This is a genomic window from Aeromonas sp. 601039 (assembly GCF_049174415.1).
GTDB classification, from domain to species: domain Bacteria; phylum Pseudomonadota; class Gammaproteobacteria; order Enterobacterales; family Aeromonadaceae; genus Aeromonas; species Aeromonas veronii_A.
This window is the reverse complement of the sequence record NZ_JAAKTL010000017.1, coordinates 1-16,146: the sequence shown is the minus strand read 5'-3', so window position 1 is coordinate 16,146 and position 16,146 is coordinate 1. Positions and strand designations below refer to the sequence as shown.

Genomic DNA, 16,146 nt, shown 5'->3' with positions numbered 1-16,146 from the left:
TTGATGGATGGGGGCGCAACGTCTTAATCTGCGACCCACTCTTATTTTTCCGGGTTCCCGCGCCGCATCGGGCGTAATCGGGGGCCTCAATCCATGCAAGGAGCCTTGCGATGAGCATCAAGACCATTAACTCCACGCCGGCCGCCGACGGCTTCACCATGCCCGCCGAGTGGGCGCACCAGCAGGCCGTCTGGATGATCTGGCCGTTTCGCCCGGACAACTGGCGCGTAGCCGGTCGTTTCGCGCAAGAGACCTTCGCCAAGGTGGCCGATGCTATCGGCGGTGCCACCCCTGTCTTTATGGGGGTTCCGGCCCAGTTTATGGAGAAGGCCCGCGCCATCATGCCCGCCCATGTCACTCTGGTTGAAATGAACAGCGATGACTGCTGGGCCCGCGATACCGGCCCGACCATTGTGACCAACGCTGCCGGCGAGTGCCGTGGGGTGGATTGGGGCTTCAACGCCTGGGGCGGTCACAAGGGCGGTCTCTACTACCCGTGGAATCAGGATGAAGAGGTCGCTGCCCAGATGCTGGCCCAGCACGGCATGGCTCGCTACGACGCGCCGCTGATTCTGGAAGGGGGCTCCATCCATGTCGATGGCGAAGGCACCTGCCTGACCACCGCCGAGTGCCTGCTCAACGAAAACCGCAACCCGCACCTGACCAAAGAGCAGATCGAAGCTCACCTGCGCGACTATCTCGGCGTCACCAGCTTTATCTGGCTGGACGAAGGCGTCTACATGGATGAAACCGACGGCCACATCGACAACATGTGCTGCTTCGTGCGTCCGGGTGAAGTGGCGCTGCACTGGACTGACGATCAGAACGATCCCCAGTACGCCCGCTCCGTGGCCGCCCTCAAGGTGCTGGAAGCGGCAGTCGATGCCAAGGGTCGCAAGCTGAAAGTGTGGAAGCTGCCCCAGCCGGGCCCGCTGTTCTGCACTGAAGAGGAGTCAGCCGGCGTCGAGAGCGGTACCGGTGTGCCGCGTGAGGCAGAAGGCCGTCTGGCCGGTTCCTACGTGAACTTCCTCATCACCAACGATCGCATTGTCTATCCGCTGCTGGATGCCGCCACCGATGGCGAAGCCCAGCGCATTCTGGAAGAGATTTTCCCGGAGCACACCGTGGTCGGCGTGCCGGCCCGCGAGATCCTGCTGGGCGGTGGCAATATTCACTGCATTACCCAGCAGATCCCCTCCGGCAAATAAGAACCGGTTCCGGTGAGTATTCAAAACCCCACTCAGTGGGGTTTTATCCCTTGATAGTGTGATGGTCGCCGTCGCTGATGCGGCGATCATCATGACAAACAGTCACCCTTTTACAGGAGATCCCCATGATCGAAGTGACCGAGGTTTCCATTGCCGAGCTGCGTGCCGCGCTCGAATCAGGCCGCACTACTGCGGTCGAACTGGTCAAGGCCTATCTGGCCCGTATCGAGGCCTACAACGGCCCAGAGACTGCCACCAAACTCAACGCCGTGGTGGTCGCCAATCCCGATGCGCTGAAAGAGGCCGAAGCTTCCGATGCCCGCCGTGCCCGTGGCGAGACCCTGAGCCCGCTCGACGGCATCCCCTATACCGCCAAAGACAGCTATCTGGTCAAGGGGCTGACCGCCGCCTCCGGTAGCCCGGCCTTCAAGGATCTGGTAGCCCAGCGCGATGCCTTTACCGTTGAGCGCCTGCGCGCCGCCGGAGCCATCTGCCTTGGCAAAACCAATATGCCGCCAATGGCCAATGGCGGCATGCAGCGCGGCGTCTATGGCCGTGCCGAGAGCCCCTACAACGCCGACTACCTGACCGCGCCGTTTGCCTCCGGCTCCTCCAACGGTGCCGGTACTGCCACCGCCGCCAGCTTCTCCGCCTTCGGTCTGGCGGAAGAGACTTGGTCGAGCGGCCGTGGCCCGGCTTCCAACAACGGCCTGTGCGCCTACACCCCGTCCCGTGGCGTCATCTCGGTGCGCGGCAACTGGCCGCTGACCCCGACCATGGATGTGGTGGTGCCTTATGCCCGCACCATGAACGACCTGCTGGAAGTGCTCGACGTAGTGGTCGCCGACGATGCCGACACCCGTGGCGATCTGTGGCGCATGCAGCCTTGGGTGCAGCTGCCCAAGGCCTCCGAGGTGCGTCCGGCTTCCTATCTGGAGCTGGCAGCCAAGGCCGATGCCCTCAAGGGCAAGCGCCTCGGCGTGCCGCGCATGTTTATCAACAAGGATGAACTGGCCGGCACCAGCGAAAACCCCGGCATCGGCGGCCCGACCGGTCAGCGCATCCATACCCGCGAGACCGTGATTGCCCTGTGGGAAGAGGCGCGCAAGGCGCTGGAAGCCGCTGGTGCCGAAGTTATTGAAGTGGACTTCCCGCTGGTCTCCAACTGCGAAGGTGACCGACCCGGCGCGCCGACCGTGTTCAATCGCGGCATCGTGAGCCCGGAGTTTCTCAACGACGAACTGTGGGAGCTCTCCGGCTGGGCGTTCGACGACTTCCTGCGCGCCAACGGCGATCCCAAGTTGAACAAGCTTGAGGATGTCGATGGGCCGAAGATCTTCCCCCACGATCCGGGCACCCTGCCGAACCGCGAGGGCGATCTGGCGGCGGGCATGGACGAGTACGTCAATATGGCCAAGCGCGGCCTGAAATCCTGGGACGAGATCGCCACAGTGCCGGACGGTCTGCGTGGTCTGGAGAAGACTCGCAAGCTGGATCTGGAGGACTGGATGGACGGGCTCAAGCTCGACGCCGTGCTGTTCCCCACCGTCGCTGACGTCGCCCCGGCTGATGCGGATGTGAATCCGGCCTCTGCCGATATCGCCTGGAGCAACGGCATCTGGGTTGCCAACGGCAACCTCGCCATTCGCCACCTCGGCGTGCCGACCGTCACCGTCCCCATGGGGGTGATGGCCGATATCGGTATGCCGGTAGGTCTGACCTTCGCCGGTCGCGCCTATGACGACAACAACCTGCTGCGCTTCGCCTCGGCTTTCGAGTCCACCGGCAGCAAGCGGATGGTGCCGCCACGCACGCCACCGTTGGCTTGATCGCCACAGCTGGCCTGATTGTTGTTAGGTCAGGCACAAAGAGAGAGGAGGCATCATGCCTCCCTTTTTTGTCCTATTTGCTGGCTGCTGGAGTCGCGCTATGAATAGTCATGTTTTGAGTCAATATGCTGTAGTGTCCCACACGCCTCGATTTTGGTTGTTGTAAGCTAAAAGGTTTAGATTTTTTTGAAATTATAAAAAATAAGGGGGCATGAAAAGTTATTTTCAATGTTAATGTATAAAGTGCGCTGAGTTAATTCAATCTCCAATATTTTCTACACTTTTATGTAGTATAGAAGGGATGTGGGGGATATTTATTAGAAAAGGCTTTAGGGTTTGTATAGACAGAATGATAGATAAATGGCTACATACTTGTAGCCATATTATCATTGCTGTTCTTTTAATGAGGTCAATTCATTCACTAAAATATGGACATTAGTACTTGGATTATATATTTTTGACGTTTTAGCGTTGTCGTATATTCTTGTCGAGGCAGCTATAGCTGCATCAAGAGTTTCTTCATGAAGCGACTTCTTATAAAAACCTTTGCTCTTTTTCTCATATTCAGGATAGTAAACCTTTAAGTCGTCAATAACCCGGTCGCCAGCACTTTTCTTTCCTACCCTAGTAAATGGTCTTGTTGTATTAAGATAGTGTAATAGATACCAGTATTCAAAAGATGGCTCTGATATAATGCAAATGAATACTTTATCATCTTGATTGAAACCTGCTCCAAGAAATTCTATATTCTTATGTTTAATGAACTCTATTGAGCTATGGAACGTTGTATGTTCATCTCTGTCAAAGACACAAAATACTTTATCATATGCGTCGCCAGAGTTTTTCTCATGAACATATAGATTGTATGCGTGTTCAACAACGGATTTCGGGCTGGAGTCGCAGCTGCCATCAATCTCGATGACAGCTGAATTAAGGCCTAACACTGTCCTTATTTCTTCAAAGTAAAGAGGTTCTGTTTTTGAACCCTCACAAACAATAAGGATCTTTTTGTGAGACCCTCTAGTAGCCTTTTTGCGCTCCAGCTCTTCCTTTTGGCGTGCTTTCCTTTTTTTAAACAGATCATCAGAGCCCATGTGGGTTATCTCCCATGTAATCGAGGGTTGAAACCATGGGGAGAGCACCATAACGACCAGATAAATAAGACTTTTCTAAATTTTCAACACCTTTTCTTGGATTAAAATCAGTTAGTGGATATAGGACAGTTTCCTGACGATCATTTTTACTACAAAACCAGACCTGATCTCGTCTAAAAATATTTTGGTCTAAGATCGAGGTTTCATGAGTAGTAAAAACAAGTTGTGCATTATTAGGGTTTGTTTGCGGGTTGTTAAATAGCCGAACAAGGAATTTAACGATATTAGGGTGCAAGCTATCATGAAGCTCGTCAATAAATAAAACGTTTCCTGATTTTAAACTTTCAACCCAAGGTCCGGCAAAAGAGAATAATTTCCTTGTACCATCAGATTCATCTTGCAAATCAAATAAAACATCTTTCCCGCTATCACTTTTATGTACTGTTTTAACCTCTAGTAATTCTTTTCCTGCTAGCTCTTTTAATAACTCATCACGAATTGAGTTAGGCATGCTTTCTGGGAAAAATGAACCATCAATACTTTTTGATTCAACGACAATATCGCTAATATCTAGATCCGCAGCTTTAAGAAACTTCAGAATCTCACGTTTCCCATGCTCTTCAGAACACATGTCAGCAGTATATCCATGACTCCATCCACCAATACCTGTAACTTTTAGGGTTTTATCAAACCAGTCATATACAGGTTTTAATTTATCACTATTCAACATTACTGCTGTCGATAAAAAAAGTGAGTTGTCTCTTGTCGCTTCTTTCCAAAGCTGTTTTTTACCCGTGAATGAGGCACTGAAGTCCCAAGCATATTCATTAGTTTCTACATCATAAGCTCTAATAAACCATCGTTGTGGTCGTTCATTTGGAAATGCATATAACCATTCTTCATGAATCCGCTCTTGTGTCAGTGTAAAACCGTACTGGTATTTAATACCGTCAGCAAAAAATACTACTTCAAATTCTGACGGTGCGTTCACAGTTTCATCAGACAACTTAAATGGTACAACGGATAATGAATCTCCTCGTTGTTTTTCTTTTGCAGACTCTCGTACTACTTCTCTCATTGTTTTAAGAGAGCGAATCAAATTTGATTTTCCTGCTGCGTTTGCACCATACAGAGCTGACGAGCGCAGCAGTGGGATCGCCCCAGCCGCGTTTGGAACAAATGTATTGTCCTCTAACTCGATGGATTTGGATTTAGCCATGCTAAATGTTTGTTCATTTTTGATAGATCTAAAATTTTTAACTACAAGTTCAACAATCATACGTACCTCTTTTAGGTGTGATTTTTGACAAAAAATGCCAAAAACAGCCTTTAAAACATTATGCATGATTGGTCATACGTATGGAACATACTTATTAACCTATTAAATCATCTCGAGTTATCAGATGGTTAGGCTTGAGTTGTGAAGAAAATCAGGAGACCCACGCTAATCCTAACCATCCCCACCAGTCTTCGGGATGGCCTTTCTATCGCATTTAACGCAGTTGTGGGCGAGATCTCTTTGCTGCCAAACAATGGCGCCTTCCTGTGATGTTCCCTGACTTCACTCAGACTTCACACAACCTCATTTTCCCCTCACAAATCCCCCGTATCTTCTGCCCACTGCTTAAAAGGCCCGGCTTGCCACAGGGGTGGCGAGGGGGCGATTGGTTCGAGGGAGCAAGATGATGAAAGGTTGGATAAAGTGCGGATTGGCCGGGGCCGTGGTGCTGATGGCGAGTTTCTGGGGCGGCAGCGTGCGGGCGGCTGGGATCGAACTCAAGCAGGTGAGCGGCCCTGTCTATGTTGTTGAAGATAACTACTACGTCAAAGAGAACTCCATGGTCTATTTCGGGGCCAAGGGGGTGACTGTGGTGGGGGCGACCTGGACGCCGGATACCGCCCGCGAGCTGCATAAGCTCATTAAACGGGTCAGCAGCAAGCCGGTGCTGGAGGTGATCAACACCAACTACCACACCGATCGGGCGGGCGGTAACGCCTACTGGAAGTCCATCGGGGCCAAGGTGGTGGCGACGCGCCAGACCCGGGATCTGATGAAGAGCGACTGGGCCGAGATTGTCGCCTTTACCCGCAAGGGGCTGCCGGAGTACCCGGATCTGCCGCTGGTGCTGCCCAACGTGGTGCACGATGGCGACTTCAAGCTGCAAGATGGCAAGGTGCGTGCCTTCTATGCGGGCCCGGCCCATACGCCGGACGGCATCTTTGTCTACTTCCCCGACGAGCAGGTGCTCTATGGTAACTGCATCCTCAAGGAGAAGCTGGGCAACCTGAGCTTTGCCAATGTGAAGGAGTATCCGCAGACCATCGAGCGGCTCAAGGCGATGAAGTTGCCGATCAAGACGGTGATCGGCGGGCACGACTCACCGCTGCACGGGCCTGAGCTGATTGATCACTACGAGGCGCTGATCAAGGCGGCGCCCCAGAGCTGACCCGCGCTGTTTTTAAAAACGCCGCAGCGTGCGGCAAGCGCAGCGCCGGTATGAAACGTTGCACACCCTCTATGCAAAAGGGCCCGTTACGGGCCCTTTTTTTTATTATCAGATCAGCCACTGCCACCAGGTGAGACCGATGCTCATCACCACGGCAAAGCCCACGATGGCGATCACCAGACCGATGCGCATCCACTCCGCGCTGGTGTGATAGCCCATCCCCATCAGCAGCGGGATGCGGGCGTGGGAGTAGGTGGCGAGGTTGCAGCCGACGTTGGTGATGGCGGCGATGCTGAAGATGGCGAGCTCGGCAGGTACGCCGACCGCCAGCAGGGCCCCGGCAATCACCGGCGCCAGCGCCACCACCTTGGCGGTGGCCGAGGCGAAGGCGTAGGAGGTAAAGAGGTAGAGCCCCATCACCACCAGCAGCATGGGAATGGTGCCGAGCCCGCCGAGGGTGCTGTGCATAAAGCCGGAGAGTTCATCCCCCAGCCAGCCGGTAAAGCCGACCCGTTTCAGGTTGTCGGCCATCCCCATCAGCACGCTGAACCAGATCAGGGTATCGAAGGCGGCGCCGTTGCCCTTCACATCGTTCCAGTTCAGCACCCCGAGCAGCAGCAGGGCGGCCAGACCGAGAAAGGCAACCGTGGTGGCATCCAGTCCCAGATTGCTGCCGCCAACCCAGAGCACCACCAGACCGACAAAGACCCCGAGCAGGCTCTTCTCATGGCGGGAGAGTGGGCCCATCTTGGCCAGCTCCTCGCGGGCGAAGCGGGGGGCATCGGGCGTATCGCGGGTCTCGGGGCGGATCACCATATAGAGTACCAGCGGCATGAGCAGCAGCAGACCGATGGCGGGCGGCAGCAGATAGAGCGCCCATTCGCGAAAGCCGACCGTCAGCCCGGCGACGCTGGCGGCAATGCCGACCAGCGCCAGATTGCCGGCAAAGCCGGTGCTGAAGGCGACCGCCGAGGCGTCGTTCATGGCGCTGACGCTGGAGAGCAGGAACTGCCCCAGCTTGCGGTCATCCTTGTTGATGGTCTTGGCCAGCGAGTCGGCAATGGGGGCGACGATGGCGGCGCGAGCCGTGTTGCTCGGGGTAGCGGGGGCCAGAATAAAGTCGGCAACCGCCAGACAGTAGGCGGAGCGCAGGGTGGACTGGCCAAAGCGGCTGAGCAGCAGCAGGGCGATCCGCTTGCCAAGGCCGGTCTTGGCAAAGGCGCTGGCAATCATGAAGGCGATGACGATAAGCCAGATCAGCGGGTGGTTGAAGTCGACCAGCGCCCCTTCGATGGCCGCCTTGGGGGTCGCTTCGCCACCGGCATGGAGCACGGCGTAGAGCCCGAGGGAGAGGATGGCGATATAGCCGGTCGGCGCTATGTTGGTGACGATGACCAGAATGGTGGCGATAAACAGAATGGCGGTGTGGTAGACCGCCGGTGCCAGTCCGGCCGGGGCTGGCAGCTGCCAGCAGACGATAGCCAGCAGCACGGTCACGAGTGCGGCGAGCTGGGCGAGAGTGAGTTTTTTCATAAGATTCCTGTCCGGAATGAGTGGGGAGGGAGCGATTGAGGCCGCTTCGGCCCTACTATAAGAGGGGTAATGGTGGATGCCAAATCCATCAATTACACCAAATGAGTATTCGATTAATTGCGGCTGTTTTTAACGGCGTCTTTGGCTTTGTGAGCTCGGGTTGATGAAGGGGGGTGAGTGAAGGAGTCGTTGCGACCTGGGGGGCTGGCGGGATTAAGGCTGTTCAAGGGGGCGGGGCTTTCATAAGATGGCCCTCTCTCTTTTCCCTGAAAGTTATCCATTTTCGTTATGCAATACGCCTCTCTCGCGCGCCTCAAGCAGGCCTTTATCACCGGGATGTGGGCCTCGCTGGTCAGCATCGTTATTGGCTTCGCCTTCAAGGTGTGGCTGGCGCAGTGGGTCGCCAAGGGAGAGCTGGCGCTGTTCAACAGCGTGGTGGATCTGATCTCCCTCTCCTTTATCCTGATGACAGGTTTTCGCTCCTCCATGGTGGTGAGCTACTCCCAGACCAAAAACGATCGGGACATTATCAATATCTTTCGCTACTTCCTCATCGGCATCGTGCTGCTCACCTGGGGAACGGTGATCCCCTATATCAAGCACGGGCTCCATATCCGGGTGGAGTATCTGCAACTGGTGGGGGTCATCTTCGGGCTGGGGCTCAAGGTCTACTTCACCAATCTGGTGGCCATGTACCGGATGTATGCGCTCTCCAACCGGGTCACCTGGCTGGAGCCGCTGGCCAACGGTATGCTGTTTATGGCCTGCTATTTCGGGCTGGGGATGGATGCGCTCCCTTCGCTCTTTTATGGGCTGACCTTCTCGTCGCTCGCCATCGCCGGTTATATGTATGTTTCGCGGCGCCGGGCTATCGCCACCAAGCCGCTGGCCAAGGTGGCGCTCGGCCCCGAGATGGTGAGCTATGTGAAGAAGAGCTTTACCGCCTCGCTGGAGGCGGGGGCCAGCATCCTGATGATCTATATCACTGTGCTGCTCACCATCCGCCATTTCAGCATCGACGAGCTGGGGGATTTTCAGGTGGTAGTGCGTCCCATCTTCACCTATATGACCACCCTGTTTGTCTTCCCCATCTACCGCTTTGTGCTGCCTGAGCTGGCGGTCAATCTGCGCAATGGCGACCACCGCCAGATCCGGATGATCCGCCGCTGGATATTCCGTCTATCCGCCATTGTCAGTCTGGCGTTCTTTGGCTTGATGCTGCTGGCGGGCAAGCCGCTGGTGTTGCTGTTCTTCCCCGCCGACTACGTGGGTGCTGTGCCCGTGCTGTTCCACTTCTCCATCTTCTTTATCTTTATGATGCTCAACGGCTATCAGCTCGCCTATATCAAGGCTCACGGCCACTTTACCCGGAGTTTGCTGATCCGGCTGGCGGGCATAGTGGCGCTGGTCGCCGCCTACTATCTGGTGGCCGAATTCACCGCCAACGTGGTGGCGATTATCGTGGCGCTGGGCCTCGGTTATATGGTGATGTTTATTCTCTCGACCCTGGCGGAGCGGCAGATCTTGCGATCCCTGCCACTGGTGCTGGCGACCCGCTAGGGTGCTACTCGCCAAGAGCTGGCTCCTGTCAGATAACAAAAAACGCCCGTGCGGGCGTTTTTTTATTGGCGGCGCAGGGGAGGTTTAACGCTTGCCCTTGCCACCCTTGTTGCCAGCGAGGGCCTGCTTTCTGGCGCGCTGCTTCTGAGCCGCCTTGCTGTTGCGACGCGGCTCGGGCTCGAAGCGGGTGAGATCTGGCTCAAAGCCCGGAAACCACTGCTGGGGCAAACGGGTGTCGAGCACAGCTTCCACCTTCTCCAACAGGGGGGCATCTTCCGGACTGAACAGGGTGATGGCGAGCCCCTTGTTGCCGGCACGGCCTGTGCGACCGATACGGTGGACGTAATCCTCGGCCACAAACGGGAACTCGAGGTTAATCACATAGTTGAGATCCGTGATATCGAGGCCGCGGGCCGCCACGTCGGTGGCGACCAGCGCCTGCAAGGTGCCGGTGCGAAACTCCAGCAGCACCTTCTCCCGCGCGCTTTGCGACAGATCGCCGTGGAAGGCCAGCGCATTGATGCCCGTCTTGCCAAGCTGCTGGGCCAGTTTGTCCGCCCCCTGACGGGTGCGGCTGAAGATAAGCGCCGGTGCCCACCTTTTCACTTTCAGCATGTGTTCGACCAGCGCCAGCTTGCGATCGCTGTCCACAGTGTAGACCCGCTGCTCCACCTCGGCCGCCGTGGTGTTGCGCGGTGCAACTTCAATCAACTCGGGGTCGCGCAGCAGCACCTTGCAGAGGGCAAACAGGTTGTCGTCGCAGGTGGCGGAGAAGAGCAGGGTTTGGCGATCCACCGGGATCTGTTTGAGCAGCGCCTTGATCTCGTCCATAAAGCCCATGTCGAGCATGCGGTCCGCCTCGTCAAATACCAGATGACGCAGCGCCGCCAGACTCAAGGCCCCCTGCCGCAGATGATCGAGCAGGCGGCCCGGGGTGGCGATCAGGATATCCACTCCGGCTTGAAGCGCCGCTACCTGCGCCGCAATACTCACCCCGCCGTAGACCAGTGTGCTGGTGAGACCGGTACCCTGGCCGTAGCGCGCGACACTCTCGGCAACCTGCACCGCCAGCTCGCGGGTCGGCACCAGCACCAGCGCGCGGATCGGGCGCAGGGACGCCATTTGCGGCTGTGCCAGCAACTGCTCCAGCAGCGGCAGCACAAAGGCGGCGGTCTTGCCGGTGCCGGTCTGGGCGCCTGCCATCAGATCCCGCCCTGCCAGAATGACGGGGATGGCGTGCGCCTGAATGGGGGTGGGGGCGGTATAGCCCAGTTCGGTCAGGGTCTGCTGCAGACGGTGGGAGAGGGCCAGTTCGGCAAAGGAGGCTGTGGACATAGGGGCACCAGTCGGGGTTATCGCGGCCTGCGGCCACGATGCAATGAGTGATCGTGGCCGCGATGGTAACAGAAGCTGGGGGCGCGGCAGAAGGCGATGATGAGCAAGGGCGCATAGCTCCCGGTTTTGCATGCCGCGCATGGCGGTGGCGCAGGACCTCGTCGCCGCGCTTCTGTTTTACCGCGAGTCGGCAGTGCAAGGGGCATCAGCCATGACACTACTCCACGATCAGCACGCTCTCGCTGGCCAGATGGTGCAGCCACTCCCTGACGATCAGCAGCACGGCGGCAAAGTGCTCGTCGCGTGGCAGCAAGCTGGCGGCGAGGGGATCCCCTTCCGCCATCGCGGCCAGCTGGCCAAAGGCTTGCTCCACCAGATCCCGGCTGAGTTCATTGTCCCCCAGCGCTTCGGCCAGCGATGGCTGGCTGCGCAGGGTCAGCTGCAAGCCGGGCGGGATCTGTGGGGCGATGCGCATCAGCTCATCTTCCACCACCATGATGGCCCGCTCCAGTTCGAGCGGGGTGGGTGGCGCATTGCGAAACGGTCCGGGCTGGATGGCGTGGGTGCCAAAGGCCAGCGGGTAGTGTGACGGGGCCGCATCTGGCTGGCTCAGCCAGAGCTGACTGCTCTGTTCACCAATCTCCAGCAGCAGGGTCATCATCTCCGGTACGGGTTGTGTCATGGTGCTGAGCTCCTTTATTGTAAACGTTTTCCCATTCTGCCTTTGATACCCCCGCCGCCGACGTTTTGCGAGCACAATTTCTGCGAGTCGTCCCTCACTTTGTTGCAAACCCCTTGCAAAAAAATCCATTGGTGGCAGTCTGGATGTCTAAATGGCTATCGCCGTTTCGTTATCCTCAGATGATTCAGGAGTTTAGATATGGATATTCGCACCACACCCCGCGCCATCGCGCTCGCCCTCATGCTGGCAAGCGGCATCGCCGCCGCCAACGAAGCGCTGGTGATCCAGACCGACTTTGGCCTTAAAGATGGCGCCGTGTCGGCCATGAAGGGGGTCGCCTTCGGGGTGGATCGCACCCTGCCGCTCTATGACCTGACCCACGAGATCCCGGCTTACAACATCTGGGAAGCCTCCTACCGCCTCTACCAGACCCTGCAGTATTGGCCCAAGGGCACAGTGTTTGTCAGCGTGGTGGATCCCGGTGTCGGCACCGAGCGCAAGTCTGTGGTGCTCAAGACCAAGAGCGGTCACTACATCGTGACTCCGGACAACGGCACCCTGACCCTGGTGGCCGAGCACTTCGGCATCGAGGCGGTGCGCCAGATCGACGAGAAACTCAACCGCCTCAAGGGTTCCGAGAAGTCCTACACCTTCCACGGCCGCGATGTGTATGCCTATACCGGCGCACGGCTAGCCTCCGGCGCCATCAGCTACGAGCAGGTGGGCCCGCTGCTGCCCGCCGAGGTAGTGAAGATCCCCTATCAGCCTGCGGTAGCAGAGAAAGATGGCACCCTCAAGGGCACCATCCCGATCCTCGATGTGCAGTACGGCAACGTCTGGACCAATATCGACGATGCCTTGCTGACCAAGGCGGGGATCAACAAGGGGGATAACGCCTGCATCAAGATCCGTGAAGGGGATGTGGTCAAATATGACGGCAAGGCCCCTTACGTCAGCAGCTTCGGTGATGTGCCGGAAGGTCAGCCGCTGGTCTACCTCAACAGTCTGCTGCAGGTGTCGGTGGCGCTGAACATGGACAGCTTCGCTGCCAAGCATCAGGTGCAATCCGGTGCCAACTGGCATATCAGCCTGAAGAAGTGCTCCTGACCCGCACATATATAAGTAGAGATAGAAACAGCAACGGGCGCCTCGGCGCCCGTTTTGTTCTCTGGTCATAAAGAAAGGGATCAGAACTCGTTGGAGAGCGCCTTGTACCCTTTGACCAGATCGATATTGGTGTGTGCCACGTCTTCGGAGAACTCGGCGGCATCTACCGAAACCCGCGGGATATGGGTCAGATCGCTCTGCTGGTTGATACGGGTGGTGGAGGGGACGTAGAACTCCGGCGGCAGATCGCAGCCATCGATCACCGAGTTGTGACGCACCACGGCACCGTCACCGATATGGCAGTTGAACAGCACGCTGTTGAAGCCGATAAAGACCCGGTTCCCCACTTCGCACGGCCCGTGGACTATGCTGCGGTGGGCGATGGAGGTGTACTCGCCGATGGTGACGGCGGCGCCGGATTTGGAGTGGATCACCACCCCGTCCTGGATATTGGAGTTGGCGCCGATGACGATGGGTTCCATATCTCCACTCTCATCCACCTCGTCGGCACGGATCACCGCATAGGGGCCGACAAAGACATTCTCTTTGATGATCACCTTGCCGCAGATGATGGCGGTCTTGTCGATATAGGCGGATTCGTCGATGACAGGCAGATGGCCGGAGGGATTCTTGCGGATCATGTTACATCCTGTGGTTGCTTGAAATGATGCGGTGGCGCACCCGGCGCCAGGATGCCAGCTTACGCCTCGTTATTATCCGGTGAAACCCCGAAGTGGTCTGACCCTTGTCGCAAGCCTTGGCGGGAGCACTGTTTCCGCGCGCTGGAATATGGGAGCATTGCAGCCATTCCCTAGTTGGTTGAAATGGATATATATAGATGAAGAAGATGATTGCCCTGCTGGCGGGTGGTTTGTTGCTCTCCTCGGCCGCACAGGCCAAAGGGGAGGCGGGGGAGTTTGATTATTACGCCATGGCGCTCTCCTGGTCGCCCGAGCACTGCGCCGTCAAACCGGCGGATCGGGACCAGTGTTCCCGCAAGCTGGGGTTCGTGCTGCACGGTCTCTGGCCTCAGTACGATCGCGGTTATCCCAGCAGTTGCACCCGCGAACGGCTCGATCCCGATATGGAGAGCGAGTTTGCCGACCTTTACCCCAGCCGTTTCCTCTATCGCCATGAGTGGGAGAAGCACGGTACCTGCTCCGGTCTGAGCCAGCAGGCCTTCCATCAGCTGGCTAGCGATCTGCGCCAGAAGGTGAAGATCCCGGTGGCCTATCAATCCCCGGAAGCGCCGCTGCGCAAGAGCACCTTCCAGCTCAAGGCCGATCTGGCGAGCGCCAACCAGTGGCTGGCGCCCGACAACATCACGGTGGCTTGCGCCGATGGTGGCCGCTTCCTGCGGGAGATCTACATCTGCGTCAATAAAGAGGGGACGGATGCGGTCACCTGCTCCGCCGAAATGCAAAAGCGTGAGCGTCGCTCCTGTGGTCAGCCGGACTTCCTGCTGCGCAGCGTGCGTTAAGCCTTCACTCTCTCCATCAGGCCCCTTGCGGGCCTGATGTTTAACCACAGCTATCGGAAAGGAGTCTGAAAGATGGATGGCAACAACCGGTTTGGCCCGCAAGAGCGGGCAATGCTGCTCGGGGTGAAAGGAGTGGGGCCGACGGTTATCGAGCGGATCGAACAGCTTGGCTACCATACCCTGGCCGGATTGGCCGAGGCCGACACCACCCATATTGTCCAGCGGGTAGCCAGCATGCTGGGCTCGACCTGTTGGCAGAACAGCCCGCAGGCGCGCAGTGCCATCGACGGCGCCATTGCGCTGGCCCGTGCACATCTGGTCGCCGATACGACAAGTGGGATGAATGGATGAGCTTCTTTAGCGAACTGGGGATGCGTTATCCCATCATTCAGGCACCGATGGCCGGTGTGCAGGGCTGCGAGCTGGCGCTGGCCGTGACCCGTGCGGGCGGCTTGGGCTCCTTGCCTGCCGCCATGCTCACGCCAGCGGAGCTGCGCAGCGAACTGGAGCGTCTTGCCCAAAGTGGTCTTGGGCCATTTAACATCAACTTCTTCTGCCATCGGCAACGGGAACCGGATCCCGTTGTACTGGCCCGCTGGCAGCAGTGCCTTGCTCCCTACTATGCCGAGTTCGGCGTACAGCCCCCAGCTGTTACGACGGCGCCAAGCCGTGCACCTTTCAATGGGGAACATGCCGCCATGGTGGCTGAGTTCAGACCGGCGGTGGTCAGCTTTCACTTCGGCCTGCCCGCGCCCGAGTTGCTTGTCCAAGTGAAGGCGGCGGGGGCCAAGGTCTTGGCCAGCGCCACCACGGTGGCGGAGGCCGTATGGCTTGCCCAGCACGGTGCCGACGCCATCATCGCTCAGGGATTGGAGGCGGGCGGCCATCGCGGTCATTTCCTCTCCGATGATCTCGCCTTGCAGCAGAGCACCTTGACCCTGCTGGCGCAGATCCTCGCGGTGACCGATCTGCCGGTGATTGCCGCTGGCGGTATCGTCGATGACAAGGGGATCGCCAACGCGTTGGCAATGGGGGCGAGCGCCGTGCAGATGGGCACTGCTTTTCTCTGCTGCCATGAAGCGACCACCTCGGCGTTGCATCGCGCCGCCATCCATTCACCAGAGGGCCAGCAGACGGCACTGACCAATCTGTTCAGTGGACGTCCGGCGCGGGGGATCGTCAACCGTCTTATGAAAGAGCTGGGCCCGCTCTCGGATCTTGCCCCTCACTTCCCCTATGCCAGTGGCGCACTGGCCCCGCTGCGCGTCGCCGCCGAGAAGGCGGGGGATAGTGGCTTCTCTCCGCTCTGGGCTGGGCAGGATGTATCGGGCTGCCGGGATCTTCCCGCTGGTGAGCTGATGGCGTGCTGGGTCAAAGAGGCTGGATTGGGATAAGCGCTTCTATATATTCCTCATAGGCCTTCTTATATAGAAGATGTCGAGGGCGCTGCGCGTTAGACGCGACAGTGCGGCAATGGTGGATGAGTGCCAGGCCAGTACCCTTGTAAGGCATTTATCCGGTGTAAAACGTCCTCACTTCACCCTTGGTTGTGGATAAGTCTGTATAAAGGCTGTGTGTTAATATGAATAACCAAGAAATTGCACTTTTTTGCAATTTTATTGCGGTAAAGCCTTGTCAATGTGAGCTGGATCTCTATAATGCGCCACATCGACAGGGCAAGCGGCAACGCAAACAGCCGAGTCGATAACCTCGAAAAGCCTTTGAAAATAAGGCTTGACTCGAGAAGGCGGTTGAGTAGAATTCCACTCCCGCAGCAACACTCTGTTGCATCGCTCTTTAACAATTTGAATCAAGCAATCTGTGTGGGCACTCACAGCATCGAACATCAAAAACAATTTTTGATTTTCAAT

General features: G+C 57.3%; 15 protein-coding genes. 8 read left to right on the top strand and 7 right to left on the bottom strand.

Annotated elements, in window-relative coordinates; all coding sequences use genetic code 11:
- Window positions 1–110 precede the first annotated feature (110 nt).
- Both aguA and G5195_RS14395 read left to right on the top strand, forming a co-directional pair.
- Window positions 111–1,208 carry an agmatine deiminase gene (aguA, locus tag G5195_RS14400; RefSeq protein ID WP_421236257.1) on the top strand — a complete coding sequence of 366 codons (1,098 nt, stop codon included), beginning with the start codon at window positions 111–113 and terminating at the stop codon, window positions 1,206–1,208.
- A gap of 125 nt (window positions 1,209–1,333) precedes the next feature.
- Window positions 1,334–3,037 (top strand): amidase, encoded by a 1,704-nt coding sequence (locus G5195_RS14395; protein ID WP_421236256.1) that lies wholly within the window; start codon window positions 1,334–1,336, stop codon window positions 3,035–3,037.
- A 386-nt stretch (window positions 3,038–3,423) separates the two neighbouring features.
- Here the strand turns inward: G5195_RS14395 and G5195_RS14390 are convergent, their stop codons facing one another.
- Both G5195_RS14390 and G5195_RS14385 read right to left on the bottom strand, forming a co-directional pair.
- Window positions 3,424–4,131 carry an RloB family protein gene (locus tag G5195_RS14390; RefSeq protein ID WP_421236255.1) on the bottom strand — a complete coding sequence of 236 codons (708 nt, stop codon included), beginning with the start codon at window positions 4,129–4,131 and terminating at the stop codon, window positions 3,424–3,426.
- Window positions 4,121–5,410, bottom strand: coding sequence for an AAA family ATPase (locus G5195_RS14385; protein ID WP_236562987.1), 1,290 nt, complete (start codon window positions 5,408–5,410; stop codon window positions 4,121–4,123). Before G5195_RS14385 ends, G5195_RS14390 begins: the two co-directional genes overlap by 11 nt.
- 406 nt (window positions 5,411–5,816) lie before the next feature.
- Here G5195_RS14385 and G5195_RS14380 point away from each other — a divergent pair, with 406 nt between their 5' ends.
- Window positions 5,817–6,578: a CphA family subclass B2 metallo-beta-lactamase gene (locus G5195_RS14380; protein WP_421236254.1), complete on the top strand. Its 762-nt coding sequence runs from the start codon at window positions 5,817–5,819 to the stop codon at window positions 6,576–6,578.
- 108 nt (window positions 6,579–6,686) lie between these two features.
- Here the strand turns inward: G5195_RS14380 and G5195_RS14375 are convergent, their stop codons facing one another.
- Window positions 6,687–8,111 carry a DASS family sodium-coupled anion symporter gene (locus tag G5195_RS14375; protein ID WP_421236253.1) on the bottom strand — a complete coding sequence of 475 codons (1,425 nt, stop codon included), beginning with the start codon at window positions 8,109–8,111 and terminating at the stop codon, window positions 6,687–6,689.
- Window positions 8,112–8,399: 288 nt separating this feature from the next.
- Between G5195_RS14375 and G5195_RS14370 the strand changes: the two genes are divergently transcribed.
- Entirely contained in the window at window positions 8,400–9,671 is a 1,272-nt protein-coding gene (locus G5195_RS14370; RefSeq protein ID WP_421236252.1) for a hypothetical protein, read from the top strand.
- A gap of 84 nt (window positions 9,672–9,755) precedes the next feature.
- Here the strand turns inward: G5195_RS14370 and G5195_RS14365 are convergent, their stop codons facing one another.
- Window positions 9,756–11,006, bottom strand: a complete 1,251-nt coding sequence (locus G5195_RS14365) for a DEAD/DEAH box helicase (protein WP_421236251.1) — start codon at window positions 11,004–11,006, stop codon at window positions 9,756–9,758.
- A gap of 217 nt (window positions 11,007–11,223) precedes the next feature.
- Window positions 11,224–11,688, bottom strand: coding sequence for a hypothetical protein (locus tag G5195_RS14360; protein ID WP_164536146.1), 465 nt, complete (start codon window positions 11,686–11,688; stop codon window positions 11,224–11,226).
- A 198-nt stretch (window positions 11,689–11,886) separates the two neighbouring features.
- Here G5195_RS14360 and G5195_RS14355 point away from each other — a divergent pair, with 198 nt between their 5' ends.
- Window positions 11,887–12,795 carry an SAM hydrolase/SAM-dependent halogenase family protein gene (locus G5195_RS14355; RefSeq protein WP_216979422.1) on the top strand — a complete coding sequence of 303 codons (909 nt, stop codon included), beginning with the start codon at window positions 11,887–11,889 and terminating at the stop codon, window positions 12,793–12,795.
- Between the two features lie 80 nt (window positions 12,796–12,875).
- On the opposite strand, the gene G5195_RS14350 is transcribed toward G5195_RS14355, so the two are convergent.
- Window positions 12,876–13,436, bottom strand: a complete 561-nt coding sequence (locus G5195_RS14350; protein WP_005335471.1) for a carbonate dehydratase — start codon at window positions 13,434–13,436, stop codon at window positions 12,876–12,878.
- A 197-nt stretch (window positions 13,437–13,633) separates the two neighbouring features.
- On the opposite strand from G5195_RS14350, the gene G5195_RS14345 reads away from it, so the two are divergent.
- The 3 genes from G5195_RS14345 to G5195_RS14335 all read left to right on the top strand — a co-directional run bounded on the left by G5195_RS14345 (window position 13,634) and on the right by G5195_RS14335 (window position 15,669).
- The gene (locus G5195_RS14345) at window positions 13,634–14,275 is read left to right on the top strand and encodes a ribonuclease T2 family protein (protein WP_158112849.1); all 642 of its coding nucleotides are present in this window, start codon (window positions 13,634–13,636) and stop codon (window positions 14,273–14,275) included.
- A 72-nt stretch (window positions 14,276–14,347) separates the two neighbouring features.
- Entirely contained in the window at window positions 14,348–14,626 is a 279-nt protein-coding gene (locus G5195_RS14340; RefSeq protein WP_158112850.1) for a helix-hairpin-helix domain-containing protein, read from the top strand.
- Window positions 14,623–15,669 (top strand): NAD(P)H-dependent flavin oxidoreductase, encoded by a 1,047-nt coding sequence (locus G5195_RS14335; RefSeq protein WP_421209687.1) that lies wholly within the window; start codon window positions 14,623–14,625, stop codon window positions 15,667–15,669. Before G5195_RS14340 ends, G5195_RS14335 begins: the two co-directional genes overlap by 4 nt.
- A 222-nt stretch (window positions 15,670–15,891) precedes the next feature.
- Here the strand turns inward: G5195_RS14335 and G5195_RS14330 are convergent.
- A partial coding sequence (locus G5195_RS14330; protein WP_421236250.1) for a hypothetical protein occupies window positions 15,892–16,146 on the bottom strand: 255 nt, incomplete at its 5' end.